Consider the following 15122-nt stretch of genomic DNA (forward strand, 5'->3'; position numbering starts at 1 on the left):
TTGTCGTGTGACGAACCACTGCGAAGGACCGCGTAGCGGTCCTTCGCAGTGGTTCGTCACACGACAAGCCTGCTCCTACCAGTCAGTGCGACGCCAACCAAGCCCTCCACCCGCCCCACTCACTGATATCCCGCGCCCCTTCCAGCCCATAGCCCTCGCAGATGAACCCGGTCTCCCAGCGCCCATCACCCAGCTCCACCTTACCCAGCCCCAACGGTGCCGGGATCTCGCTGAGGAAGGCACCCAGGGCTGCACTGGGCACTTGCCACACTTCCACGGCAATGGCCACGCCACCGCTGCCGACCCGGACCATCCCCGGTCGCTGCACCGGCCCGCCCGCCAGGGCGTACAGGCGATAGCTCGGCGAGCTGGAAGTCGCTTCCAGCAACCTCGCTCCCCGCTGCTTCAACTGCCAGTTGAGCGCCAGCCCGTCCAGGTGGGCACCGCACACCACCAGGCGAACCTGGTCATGACGCGCCTCGCGGGCCGGCACCGTCTCGCCCTGGAACGCCGCCGCCAGACTGAGCAGGTACTGGTCAGTGAACGCCCGGCCAAACAGGGTGACACCCCACGGCAGCCCATTGACCATGCACCCGGCGGGCACGGCAACCGCCGCATAGTCCAGCAGGTTCATGAAGTTGGTGTAGTAACCCAGCTCGGCATTGCGCAGCACCGGTTCCTCGGCCAGTTCGGCCAGGGTCACCGGACGGCCGATGGTGGGCGTCAATACGCACTCCAAGCCAGCCAGTTGCCGGTCGCACTCCGCCTTCAACTGCTGCAGGCGATACTGCGCACGGAAGGTATCCACGCCGCTGACTTCCGGCGCCTTGGCCAGCACCGCATGGATCACCGGCAACACCGCCTCGGGCTGCCGCCGCGCCAGCTCGCCGACTACGCTATAGCGCTCGACCACCCAGGGCCCGTCGTACAGCAGGCGCGCGGCTTCGAGGAACGGCGACAGGTCGATCTCTACCGCCTCGCCCCCCAGCGCCCGCAGGCGCTCGACCGCTGCGTCGAACAGCACCGGGCCTTCCTCACAGCCAAAGAATTCCAGGTCCGTCGGCCTCGGCACCCCGAAACGGAAGCTGCCGACCCGGCCGAAGGCACTGCCCAGGTTCCAGCCGGCATTGGCCCGGCTGTATTCGTCCCGCGGGTCCTGCACCGCCAGCAGTTGCAGCAACTGGCTGGCCTCCCCCGCCGTGGCGGTGAAGGTGGTCACGCAGTCCAGGGTGCGGCACGCCGGCACCACGCCGGCCGTGGACACCAGACCCTTGCTGGCCTTGAGCCCGACCAGCCCGTTGAGCGCCGCCGGCACCCGGCCCGAGCCGGCGGTATCGGTGCCCAGGGCGAAGCTGGCCACACCCAGGGCCACCGCCAGCGGCGAGCCGGCGCTGGAGCCGCCAGACGGGTAGTCGTCAAGCACGCTGTTGATGCAGGCGCCATAAGACGAGCGCGTGCCGTTGAGGCCGGTGGCGAACTGGTCGAGGTTGGTCTTGCCCAGCGGTACCGCGCCCAGCCGGATCAACTGCTCGACCACCGTCGCCGAGCGCTCGGGCGTATAGGCGAATGCCGGACACGCCGCCGTGGTGGGAATGCCCGCGAGGTCGATATTGTCCTTGATCGCGAACGGCACGCCGTACAGCGGCAGGCTGTCCGGCGACACGCCCTCCAGTGCCGCCAGGTAAGGCTCCAGTTCCTCCACGCTGAGCAGGTGGATGAACAGCTTGTAACGCGGATTCAGTTGCTCCGCCCGTTCGCGCAACGCCAGGATCAGCTCCCGTGGCGATTGATCGCCGGCAACGTAGCTCGTACGCAGCGCGTCCAGTTGCAGATTCACCTTCATGCCTCACCTCCTTCCAGCACCACCACCCGTTGCCCCGCGCGCACCGCCGAACCCGGCTCGACCCGCACCTCCCGCACCACACCCGCGCAGGGCGCCAGCAGCGGGATCTCCATCTTCATCGACTCCAGCACCACCAGCGCGTCCCCAGCCTCGACACGCTGGCCAACGCTGACCTGGACCTGCCAGAGATTGCCGGCGATGGCGCTTTCCACGCCGATCTGCCCGGCCGGCAACGGCGCGTCCTCGGTGGCCTCGGCCACGGCTTCGGTGGACTCGAAATGAGCCTGGCCCGTCTCGATCCAGCGTTGCCGCTCGGCCGCGAAGGCAGCCTGCTGGCGCGTGCGGAAGGCCTGGATACCGTCGGCCTCTTCGGCAAGAAATGCCTGGTAGTCCGCCAGCCGCAACTGACTGGGCTCGATCGTCAGTTCAAAGCGACCCAGCGGGAAATCACGACGGATGCGCTCCAGCTCCCCGGCACTGACCGGGTAGAAGCGGATCTGGTCGAAGAAACGCAACAACCACGGCTTGCCATCGAACGCTGCGACCTCGCGGTAGCGGTTCCACATCTGCAGGGTGCGGCCGACGAACTGATAGCCGCCGGGCCCTTCCATGCCATACACGCACATATAGGCGCCACCGATGCCAACGGAGTTTTCCGCCGTCCAGGTGCGCGCCGGGTTGTACTTGGTGGTGACCAGACGGTGGCGCGGGTCCAGCGGCGTGGCCACCGGGGCGCCGAGGTAGACATCGCCCAGGCCCATCACCAGGTAGCTGGCGTCGAACACGGTGCGCTGTACTTCGTCGAGGTCCGGCAGGTCGTTGATGCGGCGGATGAACTCCAGGTTGCTCGGGCACCAGGGCGCATCCTTGCGCACGGTGGTCATGTACTTCTCGATGGCCAGTTGGCAGGCCGGGTCATCCCAGGACAGCGGCAGGTGGACAATGCGCGACGGCACCTGCAGGTCGTCGCTGCTGCACACTTGCTGCCACTCGCCAGCAACGGTCTCCAGCAGGTGGCCCAGGGGCAGGCGCTCCGGCTGGTAATGGACCTGCAGCGAGCGGATCCCCGGAGTCAGGTCGATCACCCCGGGCAGCGCTCGCGCCTCCAGCGCCTGCATCAGGGCATGGCCGCGGAAACGCAGGACCAGGTCCAGTTCGGCGGCGCCGATCTCCAGCAGCACATGGGTATCACCTGCCAGCCGGGCGACCAGACGTCGGTCATCCGTGCCGATGTCCAGCACCACCGGCGACCGCAGTTCGGCCTCGGCCCGTACCGGCACCGGCTCGTCCAGCAACGCCGCGCAAGCCCGTTGCCGGGCCGTTTCCAGCGAAACTGGCAGGAAGCGCACCTTGTCCCCGGCCTTGAGTTGGCCCAGTTGCCAGAGGTCGGCCTCGATCACCGTCACCGGGCAGACGAAGCCGCCCAGGCTCGGGCCGTCGGGGCCGAGGATCACCGGCATGTCGCCGGTGAAGTCCACCGCCCCGATGGCATAGGGGTTGTCGTGGATGTTCGACGGGTGCAGCCCCGCCTCGCCGCCATCGGCGCGGACCCACTCGGGTTTCGGGCCGATCAGGCGTACGCCGGTGCGGCTGGAGTTGAAGTGCACCTCCCAGTCGGTGGCGAAGAAGGTACGCATGTAGTCCTCGGTGAAATATTCCGGCGCACCGTGGGGCCCGTAGATCACCCGGATCAGGCGTGTCGCGGCCAGGGCCGGCTGCTCAGGCAGCACGTCACCGGCCTGCCCGTCGGTCAGCGGCGCCAGGTGCAGCACATCCCCCGCCCGCAGCGCGCGACCACCATGCCCGCCGAACTGGCCGAGCATGAAGGTGCTCTGGCTGCCCAGGTATTCCGGCACCTGGATGCCGCCGCGCACGCACAGGTAGGCCCGGGCGCCCGCGCCGGCGATACTGCCCAGGGCGACAAGGCTGCCAGCCTTGACCCGTACGCTGGTGTTCATGGCGATGGCCTCGCCGTCCAGGCTCACCGGCAGCGTCGCGCCGGTCACGGCGATCACTGCGTCGGTGTTGAAGCGCAGGGTCGGCCCGTTCATGGTCACTTCCAGCCCCGCAGCCCCTTGCCGGTTGCCCAGCAGCAAGTTGCCCAGGCGCAAGGCGCGACTGTCCATCGGACCGGACGGCGGCACGCCCACCGCCCAGTAGCCGAGACGGCCGGGGTAGTCCTGGACGCTGGTCTGGGTGCCGCCGGCGAGTACTTCGAAGGTCTCGGCACGATAGGCCAGGCCCTCCAGGCACCGGGTCCAGGGCTGGCCGCTGGCGAAGGGGGTAGCGTCGAGAATCTGCCGCAGGTAGTCGCGGTTGGTCTCCACGCCGTAGACCTGGCTGTCGCCCAGGGCACGGTGCAGGCCCTGGCGCGCCTGCTCGCGGTCGTCGGCCCGGACGATCACCTTGGCGATCATCGGGTCGAAGTACGGCGGGATCTCGCAGCCAGCACTGACCCAGGTATCAATGCGCAGCGCCTGGCCATCGGCCTCGGGGAAGTGCACGGCAGTGAGCAGGCCGGGGCTGGGCTGGAAGTCCTTGCCCGGATCTTCCGCATAGAGCCGCGCCTGCACCGCATGCCCGGAGGGCTGCAGGCCGGCGGCCAGATCGCTGAGCGGCGGCAGGTCGCCGGCCGCCAGCTCGATCATCCAGCGCACCAGGTCCACGCCCCACACCTGCTCGGTAACGCCGTGCTCGACCTGCAGACGGGTATTCACTTCGAGGAAATAGAAGCGCCCGGCGTCGCTGTCATAGACGAACTCCACGGTGCCGGCGCTGCGATAGGACACGGCCCGGGCCAGGCGGATCGCCGCTTCGCAGAGCGCCTCGGCCATGCCCTCGGGCAGGTTCGGCGCCGGGGTTTCCTCCAGCACCTTCTGGTTGCGCCGCTGCACCGAGCAATCGCGCACGCCCAAGGCCAGGACCTCGCCCGCGCCATCGCCGAACACCTGCACCTCAAGGTGACGGGCGCGCTCGATGTACTTCTCGATGAACACGCCGGCATCGCTGAAGTTGTTCTGCCCGAGGCGCTTCACGGCCTCGAAGGCGTCTTCCAGTTCCGCCGCCGAGCGGCACACGCGCATGCCGATACCGCCACCGCCTGCGGTGCTTTTCAGCATCACCGGATAGCCGACGGCGGTAGCGGCGCCCAGGGCGTCGTCGAGGCTGTCCAGCAGGTCGGTGCCTTCCAGCAGCGGCAGGCCCTGTTGCCGCGCCAGATCACGGGCGGTGTGCTTGAGGCCGAACAGGCGCAGTTGCTCCGGCGTCGGCCCGACGAACACCAGCCCGGCGGCTTCGCAGGCTTCGGCGAAGGCGGCGTTCTCGGACAGGAAGCCGTAGCCCGGATGGATGGCCTGGGCGCCGCTGTCGCGGGCCGCGGCGAGGATCTTGTCGACCGCCAGGTAGGTGCCGGCGGCGGCGCCCTCCCCCAGGCTGATGGCCTGGTCGGCTTCGACGATATGGCGACTGGCGAGGTCGGCCTCGGAATACACCGCGACACCCTCGACCTTCAGCGCGCGCAGGGTGCGCAGGATGCGGCAGGCAATGGCGCCACGGTTGGCGATCAGCAGTTTCTCGAACATGACAACATCCCCGAAGGGGTTGCGGGCCGTCCCGCAGTTGTAAGGAGGTCCTGGGGTCGTCCCCGGACGGCAATCAGGCGTGCTTGTCGGTTTTCAGTTGCCCGAAACGGGCCTGGCAGGCGTTGAACAGGCATTGGCGGACGGAGCGCCACAGGGTCTTCAGTTCCATACCAGCAGTTCCGCAGGGGTGGGGTTGTAGCCATTGCAGGGGTTGTTCAGTTGCGGGCAGTTGGAGATCAGCACGATCACGTCCATATGTGCCTTCAACTGCACGTACTTGCCGGCTGCAGAAATGCCGTCCTCGAAGGTCAGCCCGCCTTCCGGGGTCACCGGGACGTTCATGAAGAAGTTGATGTTGGGGCTGATGTCGCGCTTGCCCAGGCGACCGTCGTGGCAGCAGGCCCGCAGGTAGTTGTCGCGGCAGCTGTGCATGTGGCGCTTGTCCAGGGCGTAGCGCACCGTGTTGCTTTCCTGGGCGCAGGCGCCGCCGAGGGTGTCGTGGCGGCCGCAGTTGTCCTCGACGATGGTCAGCATCGGCCGGCCGAGGTTGGAATACAGCACGCTGCCGACGCCCAGGTAGACATTGCCCTGGCGTCGCAGGGTGCGTTGCACGTCATAGCGCTCGCGGGGGTTGCCGGCACTATAGAACAGCGTATCGATGGCCTGGTTGCCTTGCAGGTCGAGGATGCGCAGGGTCTGCCCGGCCTTGACCTCGGTGAGCCAGGGCTCGCCGGCAGGAATGGTGGCGCGGTACACCGCGTTGTCTGCTTGCAGATGGGAGGTGGTCATCGCTGGGTCCTCAGGCGAACAGCCGCTGGGTGTTGAGGAAGCCGCGCTCGTTTTCCGGGCGCGAGGTACGGCAGGCCTCGGCGACGCTGGCATCGGCCTCGGCGAAGGTCAGTTGCAGCGGCTTCGGTGCGTAGCCAGGGGCAGGGTCCATCGGGTGCTGCAGCGCCGTGACGATGAACAGGGTGTCCATCGGCGCGTACAGGTCGATGCTGTCGCCTGCCCGGGAATTGCCCTCGACAAAGCGCAGCGCGCCGTCGGCGGCGACATCGACACGGCTGAACAGGTTGAGCGGCATGCTCAGGTCGGACAGCCCCAGGCCCCACTTGCCCATCTCCACCAGCAGGTTGTCGTGGCCGTTGCGATGGAAGCCGTTGCGCAGCTCCTGGTAGCGGCCGATGCCGTATTTTTCCGCGACTTCGGCGGCGTCGAGCACGCCGCCAATGCTGTCGCTCCAGCCACAGCTGTCATGGGTGATGGCGGCCAGCACCCGGCCCATGTCCGAGTACAGGCAGTGGCCGGCGGTGAGCTTGGCGGTGTGCTGGCACTTGAGGCTGTCCGGCAGGTTGAGGCGCTCGCTCTTTTCATGGGCGTTGAACAGCATCAGGCTGACGTTGGCGCCGCCTTCCACGTCGGTGAAGCGCACCAGTTGCCCGCGCTTGAGGACGAAGGACAGGTGGCCGCCGCCGGGCAGCAGTTCCTCGGCGAAAGGATGGGTGTGGGTCATGGTCGACCTCCGGAGTGCGATTGAAGAAGCGCGGGCGCAGGCGCCCGGGCCGTGAGTCGTTTGCCGTTGAGCGGCAGGTCGTAGGTGACGCGGGAGCCGAACGCGGTGGGCGCGTGGGGGTCGTGGCGAACCTTGTCGAAGACCAGCAGGCGGGTGCCGAGGCTGAAGCCCTCGCTGAGGTCGTGGGTGACCATGAACACGGTCACCCCGGTTTCCCGCCACAGTTCCAGGAGCAAGGCGTGCATGTCCTTGCGGATACCCGGGTCGAGGGCACCGAAGGGCTCGTCGAGCAGCAGCACCCTGGGCTTCATGATCAGCGCCTGGGCGATGGCCAGGCGCTGCTGCATGCCGCCGGAGAGCTGACTGGGGTACTTGTTGACGGCATGGGCCAGGCCGACCTTGGCCAGCAGCGCCGCAGCCTGCTCGCGAGCCTCGCGCTTGTCGCGGCCGAACAGGCGCCCCAACAACGGCGCACGGGGCAGTTCCAGGCCCAAGGCGACGTTGTCCAGCACGCTCAGGTGCGGGAACACCGAATAGCGCTGGAACACCACGCCCCGGTCCGCATCGGGCTCGCCGGACAGCGGCTCGCCGCCCAGCAGGATCTGCCCGCGGCTCGGCCGCTCCTGGCCCAGCAGCAGGCGCAGGAAAGTCGACTTGCCGCAGCCCGAGGCGCCGACCATGGTGCAGAACTCGCCTTCGGCGATGCTCAGGTCGAGGCCTTCGAGCACCACGTGCCCGTCGTATTCCTGCCAGACATTCGTGACTTCGATAAAGCTCATGCCCGTGCCCCCTCGTACCAGGGGAAGACGCGTCGAGCCAGGGTCTTCAGCAGCCAGTCGGTGAGCCAGGCGAGCAACGTGATCCACACCACGTAGGGCAGGATCACGTCCATCGCCAGGTAGCGGCGCACCAGGAAGATCCGGTAGCCGAGGCCATCTTCCGAGGCGATGGCCTCCGCCGCGATCAGGAACAGCCACGCCGAGCCCAGCACCAGGCGCAGGGCGATCAGCAGGCGCGGCAGCAACTGCGGCAGGATCACCCGCAGGATCAGGGTCCAGGTACTGGCGCCGAGGGTCTGCGCCTTGATCAGCAGCTCGGCGGGGATTTCCCGGGCGCGCTGCTCAAGGTCACGGGCCAGCACCGGGGTGATGCCGATGACGATCAGCATCACCTTGGACAGTTCACCCAGGCCGAAGACGATGAACAGGATCGGCAGGATCGCCAGCGGCGGGATCATCGACAGCACCACCAGCAGCGGCGACAGCGGCGCCCCGAGCAACGGCACGGTGCCGGCGGCGATGCCCAGGCACAGGCCCAGACCAGCACTGATCGCCAGCCCGGCGCCGAGGCGCTGCAGGCTGGAGGCGGTGTCCTGCCACAGCAGGTAGTTGCCGCTGCGCTTGTCCTCCACCAAGGCCATGCGCTGCACCGCCGCGCCCATCTGCGCGGCACCGGGCAGGAGCTTGTCGTTGGGGTTGTCGGCCAGCCGCTGTGCCGAGCCGAGGAAGTAGGCACAAAGCACCAGGGCGAACGGCAGGATCATCAGCAACAGCCGCGAAGGCCGGTCGGGATGACGGTTGATCAGGCGCATGGTGTATCCCTCGCTCACAGCGAACCGTCGACGGCCATCTGCAGGTAGGTCGGATCGAAACGCAGCTTGAGGTTGGCGCGGTCGCCGACGATCACCTGGTTGGCGAAGCTCATGCCCACCGCCTGACTGTCCTTGGCGCCCTCACCCAGCAGGCCGTGGTCGAAGGAAAAGGCGGCGACCTTGTCCATGGTCTTCGGCAGCTCGGCGCTGTTGACGAAGGTCAGCGCGGCTTGCGGCGTGTCGAACAGGTAGGTGGTGGAAAGCTGGCCCTCGAAGCCGTCGAGATCGGTGCCCGAGGCCTTGGCCATGTGTTCAACAGCGGCCTGACGCTGCGGCGAACTGCCGGCCAGCAGCGCCATCACTTCGTACCAGGCGCCGGTCAAGGCTTTGCCCAGAGCCGGGTTGTCCTTGAGGGTCTGGGTGTTGACCACCATCAGGTCGAGGATCTCGCCGGGGATGCGGCTGGAGTCGAACACCTGGGTCACGCCCGGCTTGTTCTTCACCTCTTCCAGCATCGGGTTCCAGGTGGTCACCGCCTGCACGTCGGCGGTGTCGAAGGCCGCGGCGATATCGGCATCGGAGGTGTTGACCACCTTCAGGTCCTTCTCCCGCAGGCCGGCGGAATCCAGGGCGCGGGCCAGCAGGTAATGAGACACCGAGAGCTCGACCAGGTTGACGTTCATGCCCTTCAGGTCCTTGACCGTCTTGCCGTTGCCCTTGAGCACCACGCCATCATTGCCGTTGGAAAAGTCGCCGACGATCAGCGCCGTACTGTCGACGCCGCCGGCGGCCGGGATGGTCAGGGCGTCCATGTTGGTCATGGCGCAGCCGTCGAACTGGCCGGCGGTGTACTGGTTGATCGACTCGACGTAGTCGTTGACCTGGGTGAGCTTGATATGGATGCCGTACTTGCTCGCCCATTTATCGACGATGCCCTCGGCTGCGGCGTATTCCCACGGCATCCAGCCGGCGTAGATGGTCCAGCAGACATCGAAATCGGTCTTGGCCGCGGCTTTCGAAGGGGGGCTGGCCAGCAGGACCAGGCCTGCGGCGAAGAAGGCGGAAAGCAGGGACTTTCGCATGGAGTGACTCCAGTAGACGGTGGGCGGACCAGGAGCAGCACGACGCTCATTGCTAGTGAGCGGTCTGTCTCCCGGGCTTTTATCCCGCCGTGTAACCTCGACTGGAGGTCGTCGGCTCTCGGTCCAGACGCCCGCGGATGCGGACCGGAACCCTAGCCGACCATTTTTGGGTTGTGGTGCAATTCAGCTTGCGCTGCTCCCGCACGGGGGAGGTAATGCTAGAGGTGTGCCAAGTTGTGACGGAGGAGGAAACGCCCCGTTTTCCGGGGCGTTCAGGTGGGGAGTGAGGAGGCTTTGGGGGACGCGGTGCGCGGTCATGGAGCATTACGCACCGCGACAGGGCGCGACTCCAGTATCCCGACAACTAATGGGATGCGCTTCTGGAATGTCCCTCATGGCATGCAGGACGCGCCAGACGTCGATATGGTCATCACGTTCGACGTAGAACACCAGGTAGGGGTAGCGCTTCAACGGCCAGCAGGGCAGTCCTGGCAAGTCCAGTTCATGGGCATACCGGAACATGCCCGAGGTGGGATGGCGGCTGATATGGGAATAGGTACTTTCCAGGGCATCGACAAACCCGAGTGCAGCCTGCTCGGCCTGCTCATCAAGGTAATAGCCGACGGCGTCCTCGACATCCTGGTTGGCAAGACTCCGGGGGATGACGGGTTTGGACTTCATTCCCGAGCCTTGCGCACCTTGGCACGAAGGGACTCGAAATAGTCACTCGTTACAGGAGCAGTTGGCGCCGACTGGGCTCCGGCCAACAGCAAACCACGCAGATGCTGGCGATCCTGGTCCTTGCGAATCAGTTCCCGCACATACTCGCTGCTGGTGCTGTAGCCGCGCTGGCTGACCTGATCGTCGACGAAAGACTTGAGGGCGTCCGGCAGAGAGATGTTCATGGTGCTCATGGTTTTGCCCGAAATTGACAAAATTTGGCAAAGGATACACCCCTGAGGTTACATGGCGAGCACTGGGCTGAGGCTCAATACTGCCGTTCAGCCCTGCGTCATCACAAGCACCTTCAGCCGCCCCCAAAAACGCAAAAAGCCCTGAATAATCAGGGCTTTTTTCGAAAATTAGTGGCGGAAGCGTAGAGATTCGAACTCAACGAAATGGCGCCGGCCGGGCTGGAGGCCTTGATTTCCGTGGGGGGCACAGGGAATTTGCGAGCGTTTTTGTTCCCAGAGTGTTCCCAGGGTGGACGTGCGTGTCACCCTCATATGTGCCTCCCGAGGGTGGATTTCCCGTTTGATGTTGACCCACGGGAAAAGGGTTAGGTCGGTTAGCTTTTTCTGAACTCGCCTGCATCCCCCGTAGAAACTGACGATGCTGGTTTTCTCCAAGGTTATTTTTTGGTTAAGAATTGGTAATTTCCTAACCTTAAGTAAAGGTCATTTTCATAAAAATAAATCCTTTAAAATCAGCAACTTAAAAATTAATAACCTTTTACCTAACCTAATCTAACCCTGCAAAGTTAGGCGTTTGGCCCAACAAAATCGGGCCTTCCCCCCTCCTAAACCATCTCGCAGAAAAAACTTACCTTTTTCCCGAGCCCCCTCTCAGAATCCGACGCAGCCACATCCCTGGTGCGCCCCCGAAACAACGCCTGCGCAGGGATTCGCAGGGTTGCTGACGCCCGTATTCCCCAAGGCGGCCCGCAGCCTGTGTGGTCAGCACAGGGGCGCAGGGGCGCGGAAATCCCCACACGTTTAGCCCGCAGGCGTGGCGGGGGGACGATTGCGCGCGCCACGGCTAGAATGCCTGCGCTGACCACAACGAAGGAGCGGTACGCATGTCCGAGGACAAAAGCAGCTTTGAGATTCAAGATGCGGCAACGGCTAGCACGGCACTTGGCGAACTGGTTCGCGCCGCGGGTGACAGCAAGGAGGCAAAAGAGGCTGGTACGGAAATCGGAAAGTCTGCGGTGACACTGGCGAAGGCGCTGAATAATTGCCTCATGCCTTTGGCTGCCATGAACTATGCATTCGACAGAGCCAGAACGTATTTCCAAACAAAATTTCAAGATGATTTATCTGAAGCGACGGTTCGAATTCCAGCTGACAAATTCGTCGAGCCTAAGCTCTCACTAGCCGGCCCTGCTCTGCAAGGGATAGCGTTCACTCACGAAGAGCCACCACTCAAGAAAATGTATCTAGAGCTCATCGCTAGCGCGATGGACAAGCGGCATGCAGACGATGCACACCCGGCGTTCGTGGAGATCATTCGCCAACTCACTGCCTTGGAAGCCGGCGAGCTGAAAAAGATTTTTCAGGCCGATGTCCAGCCGATCATTCAGCTTCGGGAGAGATACGAGGGAGGCGGGGCTCGTATTCTCTTTACCCATTTGCTGAACTGGAAGGATGATGAAGGCAAACCACTCAAGGATCCGAGGGTTCCTTCGATGGTTGTGAACTGGATCAGACTCGGCCTGGTGGAGGTTGCCTATGATCGTCGGATTGCTGCTGAAAAAGCCTACGAATGGGTGGAGAGCTGCCCAGAACTCCTGGAGCTTCGGGAAGGTAACACCAAGGACGGCATTTCTGTACAACCCGAACAGGGTGTAATGAGCGTTACTCCATTCGGAAAGCAATTTGCTATCGCGACTGGCCTTGTTGAACCTGTAGCTCATAGGCCTGAAACCGAATCACCTCCTCCCCCAGCCACTCGTTGATCTGCCGCAGCCTAGCCTGTTCGGGTTCCAGTTCGTTGGTAGCCCAAACCAACGCAGCTTCTCGCACGGACCCGAACCCGCCTGCGTTCTGCGGCACTACCCCCATCAACTGAGGCGGGATCCTGAGCATGGCCAACTGGTCATCGCGGCTGATGTTCTTGATCGCGCCGAAGTCGTCCTTCGCCGCGACCTCGCTGATCGGGATGAGCTGGATCCCGTCCTTCTTGCCGTTCGGCGCGTACATGAACAGGTTGCGGAAGTTGCCCGGGCCTTTGCTGTTCTTCATCGCCTTGCGAAGGTCGTCGACGAAATCCTCGTTCTGGGCGGCGTCCGTCATGTACAGGATGAAGCCAGCATGGCTCCCGTTCTGGTAGTACTTGCGACGGAACAACGTGGCCGACTCATTGAGCAGCGCGGCCTGTAGGGCCGGCAGCCACTCCGGCAACCCGTAGACTTCCTGATTGATGTCCGCCACCCGCAGGTGACAGATGCTGCCCGGGCGAAACTCATGCTCATCCCGCCAGCCGCGCACCTGATAGTAGGACTCCAGGTCAGCGCCGCGGCGCATGTACTTCGCCAGACAAGGCTTGAGGCCCAGGGCCTGCCGGAGCATGTTGTCGCGCTTCTCTAGGTACAGATTGCCGGACCAGCCGAGATCCATGACGATCTGCTCGAAGGCGTCGCGACTGAGCAGCCGGTGAGGAATGAACGTCCTGGCCAGGGCGTTGCGCTTGAAAATCAGACCGGACTGTAGGTAGACGCTGGCCTTTGACGACCTGGCCAAGCCATCCAGCGAAACCGGTGGCTCGTACCACCGCCCGTTGCTGAAGCACTCCAGGTAATCCAGGATCTCACGCCCGTCCAGGACCGGCACCGGATCCCCGAAGGTAAAGGCCTCCGCCCGGCTGGCCGAGTTGGTAAGCTCCTGCCCATTGCTCGCCGGCACTGCGCCGGCCTGCTCGATCGTGCCCATTCAATAGATCTCCATGATGCCGGTGTTGACCACGGTCTGGCCCTCCAGCGGCTCGTTGTGCAATGCGTGAAATAGTGCCCAGGCCAGGTCGGCGTGGCCGGTTTCTTCGTTTCGGCCGGCGGTGTAAGTGAACTGTCGACCGCTTGGGGTAATGGTCTTGCGGATCGCCATCAGCGACTGCGCGACATCCGTCCAGCCGGCGTCGAACTCCAGGCGACCCTTGCTGATGACATCCCACGCCTTCATCACCAGGCGGGTCTTGACCTCGGGGCTGTATGAGAACGTGCGCAGCGCCGGGAAGAACTGGCGCACCAGGTGGGCAACGCCGCTGCCCATGCCCGTGGTATCGATGCCGATGTATGTCACGTTGTAGCGCCGGGTGACCTGCCGGATCGTCTCGGCCTGGGCGTTGAAGTCCATCCCACGGAACTGGTGCCGCTCCAGAAGGAAGAACTTGCCACCCGGTACCAGCGGCGGGGCCAGCACCACCAATGCCGCCGAGTCGCCGGTTTCCGCTGGGTCATAGCCGACCCAAACGGGACGCTCGCCAAATGGCCGAGCCGCAAAGGGGCTGTACCCCTCCCAGTCCCAGCTTTCGACCATGCAGGGTTGCAACATCGAGAGGGGGAAGATGCTCGCACCGTCGTCGACGAACTGGCACATCATCAGGTTCTGGAACGAGGCCGCGTCGTACTCGATCTTCAGTTCTTCAACGTCGAAGAGGTCGCACCCTCTGGATTCGGCGTCCATGAGCGTGACGATCTGGCGCCAGATCCTGTCCTCGCACAAGCGCCCCTGCTGTAGGGCGTCGTGGCTCACATCCAGATGAATATGCTGGGCCGTAGGCTTGCCCTTGTTTAGCCGCTCGCCAGTCCACCAGGTGTAGGCCTGGTGAGCCATGCTGCTTGGTGTCGAAAAGTAGGTCCTACGGTAGCGCTTCTGCGAGGCCATGCCCGAGGCGACCTTGTTGATCTCCTTGAACCCATACACCCAGAAAAACTCGTCGAAGTAGAAGTTGCCGGTCCGGCCCTGGGCGGTACGGAAGTTCGTGCCCAGGAAGTGCAGCTCAGCATTGTTCCAGAGCACGATCGGGTCGCCGGTCAGCTTGATGCCAAGTACCTCGTTCATGAACGACTGCATGTAGGTCTTGAACTGGTGGGCCTGCGCCTTGCTGGCTGACAAGAAAAGCTGGTTACGGCCGGTGGTGATAGCGTCGATCAGGGCCTCACGGGCGAAGTAGTAGGTCGCACCGATCTGCCGGCTCTTGAGGATCATCCGCGTTCGCTGGTTGCTGGCGCGGTACCAGTCCATCTGGTAGTCGTAGCAGCCATCGCGGAAGGCCTCGACGAGCAGCTCGATCTGCTCCTCGCTCAGCTCGTTCCGGACTGCCTGCTTTTTCGGTCCTTCGTTCCGCTTGCAAATCTTCGGGTTGAGGTCGGTGTCGGTCCCGCCGCCCTGGTACCGCTGGATCCGCGCCTGGCGCTCCAACTGGCGGTGTAGCAGGTCAATCTCCTTGAAGTCGCCGCCGGTCTTGCCCTCCTTGAGGATCAACTGCACCAGGCGCGCCTCCAGTGCGCCGCCGATTCGCTCGACGTTATCAGCCCGATCCCACTCGTCGCGGGTCTTCCAGCTGTGGACGGTTTTCTCTTTCTCGCCCAGGTAATCGGCGATATCGGTGATACGCCAGCCGGTCCAGTAAAGGAATTTGGCTTGGCGGCGGGAGTCGGTGGTGGGCTGGGCGAGAGTATTCATGGCGCCGATGCTGCCGCTCACGCGCGCGTTGCCCCACTGGCGCCCCCTGTAGCGTGGCGTCCTACAACTCCACCGCGTTGCCCTCTAAAGCCCCGCTGCCGACCATGAGC

12 protein-coding genes and 1 riboswitch are annotated in these 15122 nt (G+C 64.4%); of the genes, 1 reads left to right on the forward strand and 11 read right to left on the reverse strand.

Going from position 1 to position 15122, the window contains the following annotated elements; translation table 11 throughout:
- Positions 1 to 82: 82 nt before the first annotated feature.
- From atzF to AC5QPF_RS18780, 9 genes are all read right to left on the reverse strand, one after another.
- Positions 83 to 1843 carry an allophanate hydrolase gene (gene atzF, locus AC5QPF_RS18740; protein ID WP_494959312.1) on the reverse strand — a complete coding sequence of 587 codons (1761 nt, stop codon included), beginning with the start codon at positions 1841 to 1843 and terminating at the stop codon, positions 83 to 85.
- Positions 1840 to 5424: an urea carboxylase gene (gene uca, locus AC5QPF_RS18745; protein WP_494959313.1), complete on the reverse strand. Its 3585-nt coding sequence runs from the start codon at positions 5422 to 5424 to the stop codon at positions 1840 to 1842. The genes atzF and uca overlap by 4 nt, the downstream gene beginning before the upstream one ends.
- Positions 5425 to 5583: 159 nt before the next feature.
- On the reverse strand, positions 5584 to 6213 hold the full coding sequence (locus AC5QPF_RS18750; RefSeq protein ID WP_494959314.1) for an urea amidolyase associated protein UAAP2: 630 nt from the start codon (positions 6211 to 6213) through the stop codon (positions 5584 to 5586).
- Positions 6214 to 6223: 10 nt separating this feature from the next.
- Entirely contained in the window at positions 6224 to 6937 is a 714-nt protein-coding gene (locus AC5QPF_RS18755; protein ID WP_494959315.1) for an urea amidolyase associated protein UAAP1, read from the reverse strand.
- Complete coding sequence (locus tag AC5QPF_RS18760) at positions 6934 to 7716, reverse strand: ATP-binding cassette domain-containing protein (protein WP_494959316.1); 783 nt, start codon at positions 7714 to 7716, stop codon at positions 6934 to 6936. Before AC5QPF_RS18760 ends, AC5QPF_RS18755 begins: the two co-directional genes overlap by 4 nt.
- Positions 7713 to 8528, reverse strand: coding sequence for an ABC transporter permease subunit (locus AC5QPF_RS18765; protein WP_494959317.1), 816 nt, complete (start codon positions 8526 to 8528; stop codon positions 7713 to 7715). The genes AC5QPF_RS18760 and AC5QPF_RS18765 overlap by 4 nt, the downstream gene beginning before the upstream one ends.
- Before the next feature lie 14 nt (positions 8529 to 8542).
- Positions 8543 to 9610: a putative urea ABC transporter substrate-binding protein gene (locus tag AC5QPF_RS18770; RefSeq protein WP_494959318.1), complete on the reverse strand. Its 1068-nt coding sequence runs from the start codon at positions 9608 to 9610 to the stop codon at positions 8543 to 8545.
- A 66-nt stretch (positions 9611 to 9676) separates the two neighbouring features.
- A riboswitch (guanidine-I (ykkC/yxkD leader) is annotated at positions 9677 to 9777 on the reverse strand.
- A gap of 157 nt (positions 9778 to 9934) precedes the next feature.
- Entirely contained in the window at positions 9935 to 10291 is a 357-nt protein-coding gene (locus AC5QPF_RS18775) for a type II toxin-antitoxin system RelE/ParE family toxin (protein WP_494959319.1), read from the reverse strand.
- Entirely contained in the window at positions 10288 to 10524 is a 237-nt protein-coding gene (locus tag AC5QPF_RS18780) for a type II toxin-antitoxin system ParD family antitoxin (protein WP_494959320.1), read from the reverse strand. Before AC5QPF_RS18780 ends, AC5QPF_RS18775 begins: the two co-directional genes overlap by 4 nt.
- An 884-nt stretch (positions 10525 to 11408) precedes the next feature.
- Between AC5QPF_RS18780 and AC5QPF_RS18785 the strand changes: the two genes are divergently transcribed.
- A complete protein-coding gene (locus AC5QPF_RS18785; RefSeq protein ID WP_494959321.1) occupies positions 11409 to 12287 on the forward strand; it encodes an Abi-alpha family protein in 879 nt (292 codons plus the stop codon).
- Here the strand turns inward: AC5QPF_RS18785 and AC5QPF_RS18790 are convergent.
- Both AC5QPF_RS18790 and AC5QPF_RS18795 read right to left on the reverse strand, forming a co-directional pair.
- Complete coding sequence (locus tag AC5QPF_RS18790) at positions 12211 to 13260, reverse strand: phage portal protein (protein WP_494959322.1); 1050 nt, start codon at positions 13258 to 13260, stop codon at positions 12211 to 12213. The two genes, AC5QPF_RS18785 and AC5QPF_RS18790, sit on opposite strands and share 77 nt — an antisense overlap.
- Positions 13261 to 15012 carry a terminase large subunit domain-containing protein gene (locus AC5QPF_RS18795; protein ID WP_494959323.1) on the reverse strand — a complete coding sequence of 584 codons (1752 nt, stop codon included), beginning with the start codon at positions 15010 to 15012 and terminating at the stop codon, positions 13261 to 13263. It abuts the gene before it with no gap.
- Positions 15013 to 15122: the final 110 nt, after the last annotated feature.

It is taken from the genome of Pseudomonas sp. Con_6, assembly GCF_059379395.1.

Excerpts from the sequence above, each read along its gene's own strand:
- atzF (WP_494959312.1), bottom strand. The coding sequence starts at position 1,843 with ATGAAGGTGAATCTGCAACTGGACGCGCTGCGTACGAGCTACGTTGCC.
- uca (WP_494959313.1), bottom strand. The coding sequence starts at position 5,424 with ATGTTCGAGAAACTGCTGATCGCCAACCGTGGCGCCATTGCCTGCCGC.
- AC5QPF_RS18750 (WP_494959314.1), bottom strand. The coding sequence starts at position 6,213 with ATGACCACCTCCCATCTGCAAGCAGACAACGCGGTGTACCGCGCCACC.
- AC5QPF_RS18755 (WP_494959315.1), bottom strand. The coding sequence starts at position 6,937 with ATGACCCACACCCATCCTTTCGCCGAGGAACTGCTGCCCGGCGGCGGC.
- AC5QPF_RS18760 (WP_494959316.1), bottom strand. The coding sequence starts at position 7,716 with ATGAGCTTTATCGAAGTCACGAATGTCTGGCAGGAATACGACGGGCAC.
- AC5QPF_RS18765 (WP_494959317.1), bottom strand. The coding sequence starts at position 8,528 with ATGCGCCTGATCAACCGTCATCCCGACCGGCCTTCGCGGCTGTTGCTG.
- AC5QPF_RS18770 (WP_494959318.1), bottom strand. The coding sequence starts at position 9,610 with ATGCGAAAGTCCCTGCTTTCCGCCTTCTTCGCCGCAGGCCTGGTCCTG.
- AC5QPF_RS18775 (WP_494959319.1), bottom strand. The coding sequence starts at position 10,291 with ATGAAGTCCAAACCCGTCATCCCCCGGAGTCTTGCCAACCAGGATGTC.
- AC5QPF_RS18780 (WP_494959320.1), bottom strand. The coding sequence starts at position 10,524 with ATGAGCACCATGAACATCTCTCTGCCGGACGCCCTCAAGTCTTTCGTC.
- AC5QPF_RS18785 (WP_494959321.1), top strand. The coding sequence starts at position 11,409 with ATGTCCGAGGACAAAAGCAGCTTTGAGATTCAAGATGCGGCAACGGCT.
- AC5QPF_RS18790 (WP_494959322.1), bottom strand. The coding sequence starts at position 13,260 with ATGGGCACGATCGAGCAGGCCGGCGCAGTGCCGGCGAGCAATGGGCAG.
- AC5QPF_RS18795 (WP_494959323.1), bottom strand. The coding sequence starts at position 15,012 with ATGAATACTCTCGCCCAGCCCACCACCGACTCCCGCCGCCAAGCCAAA.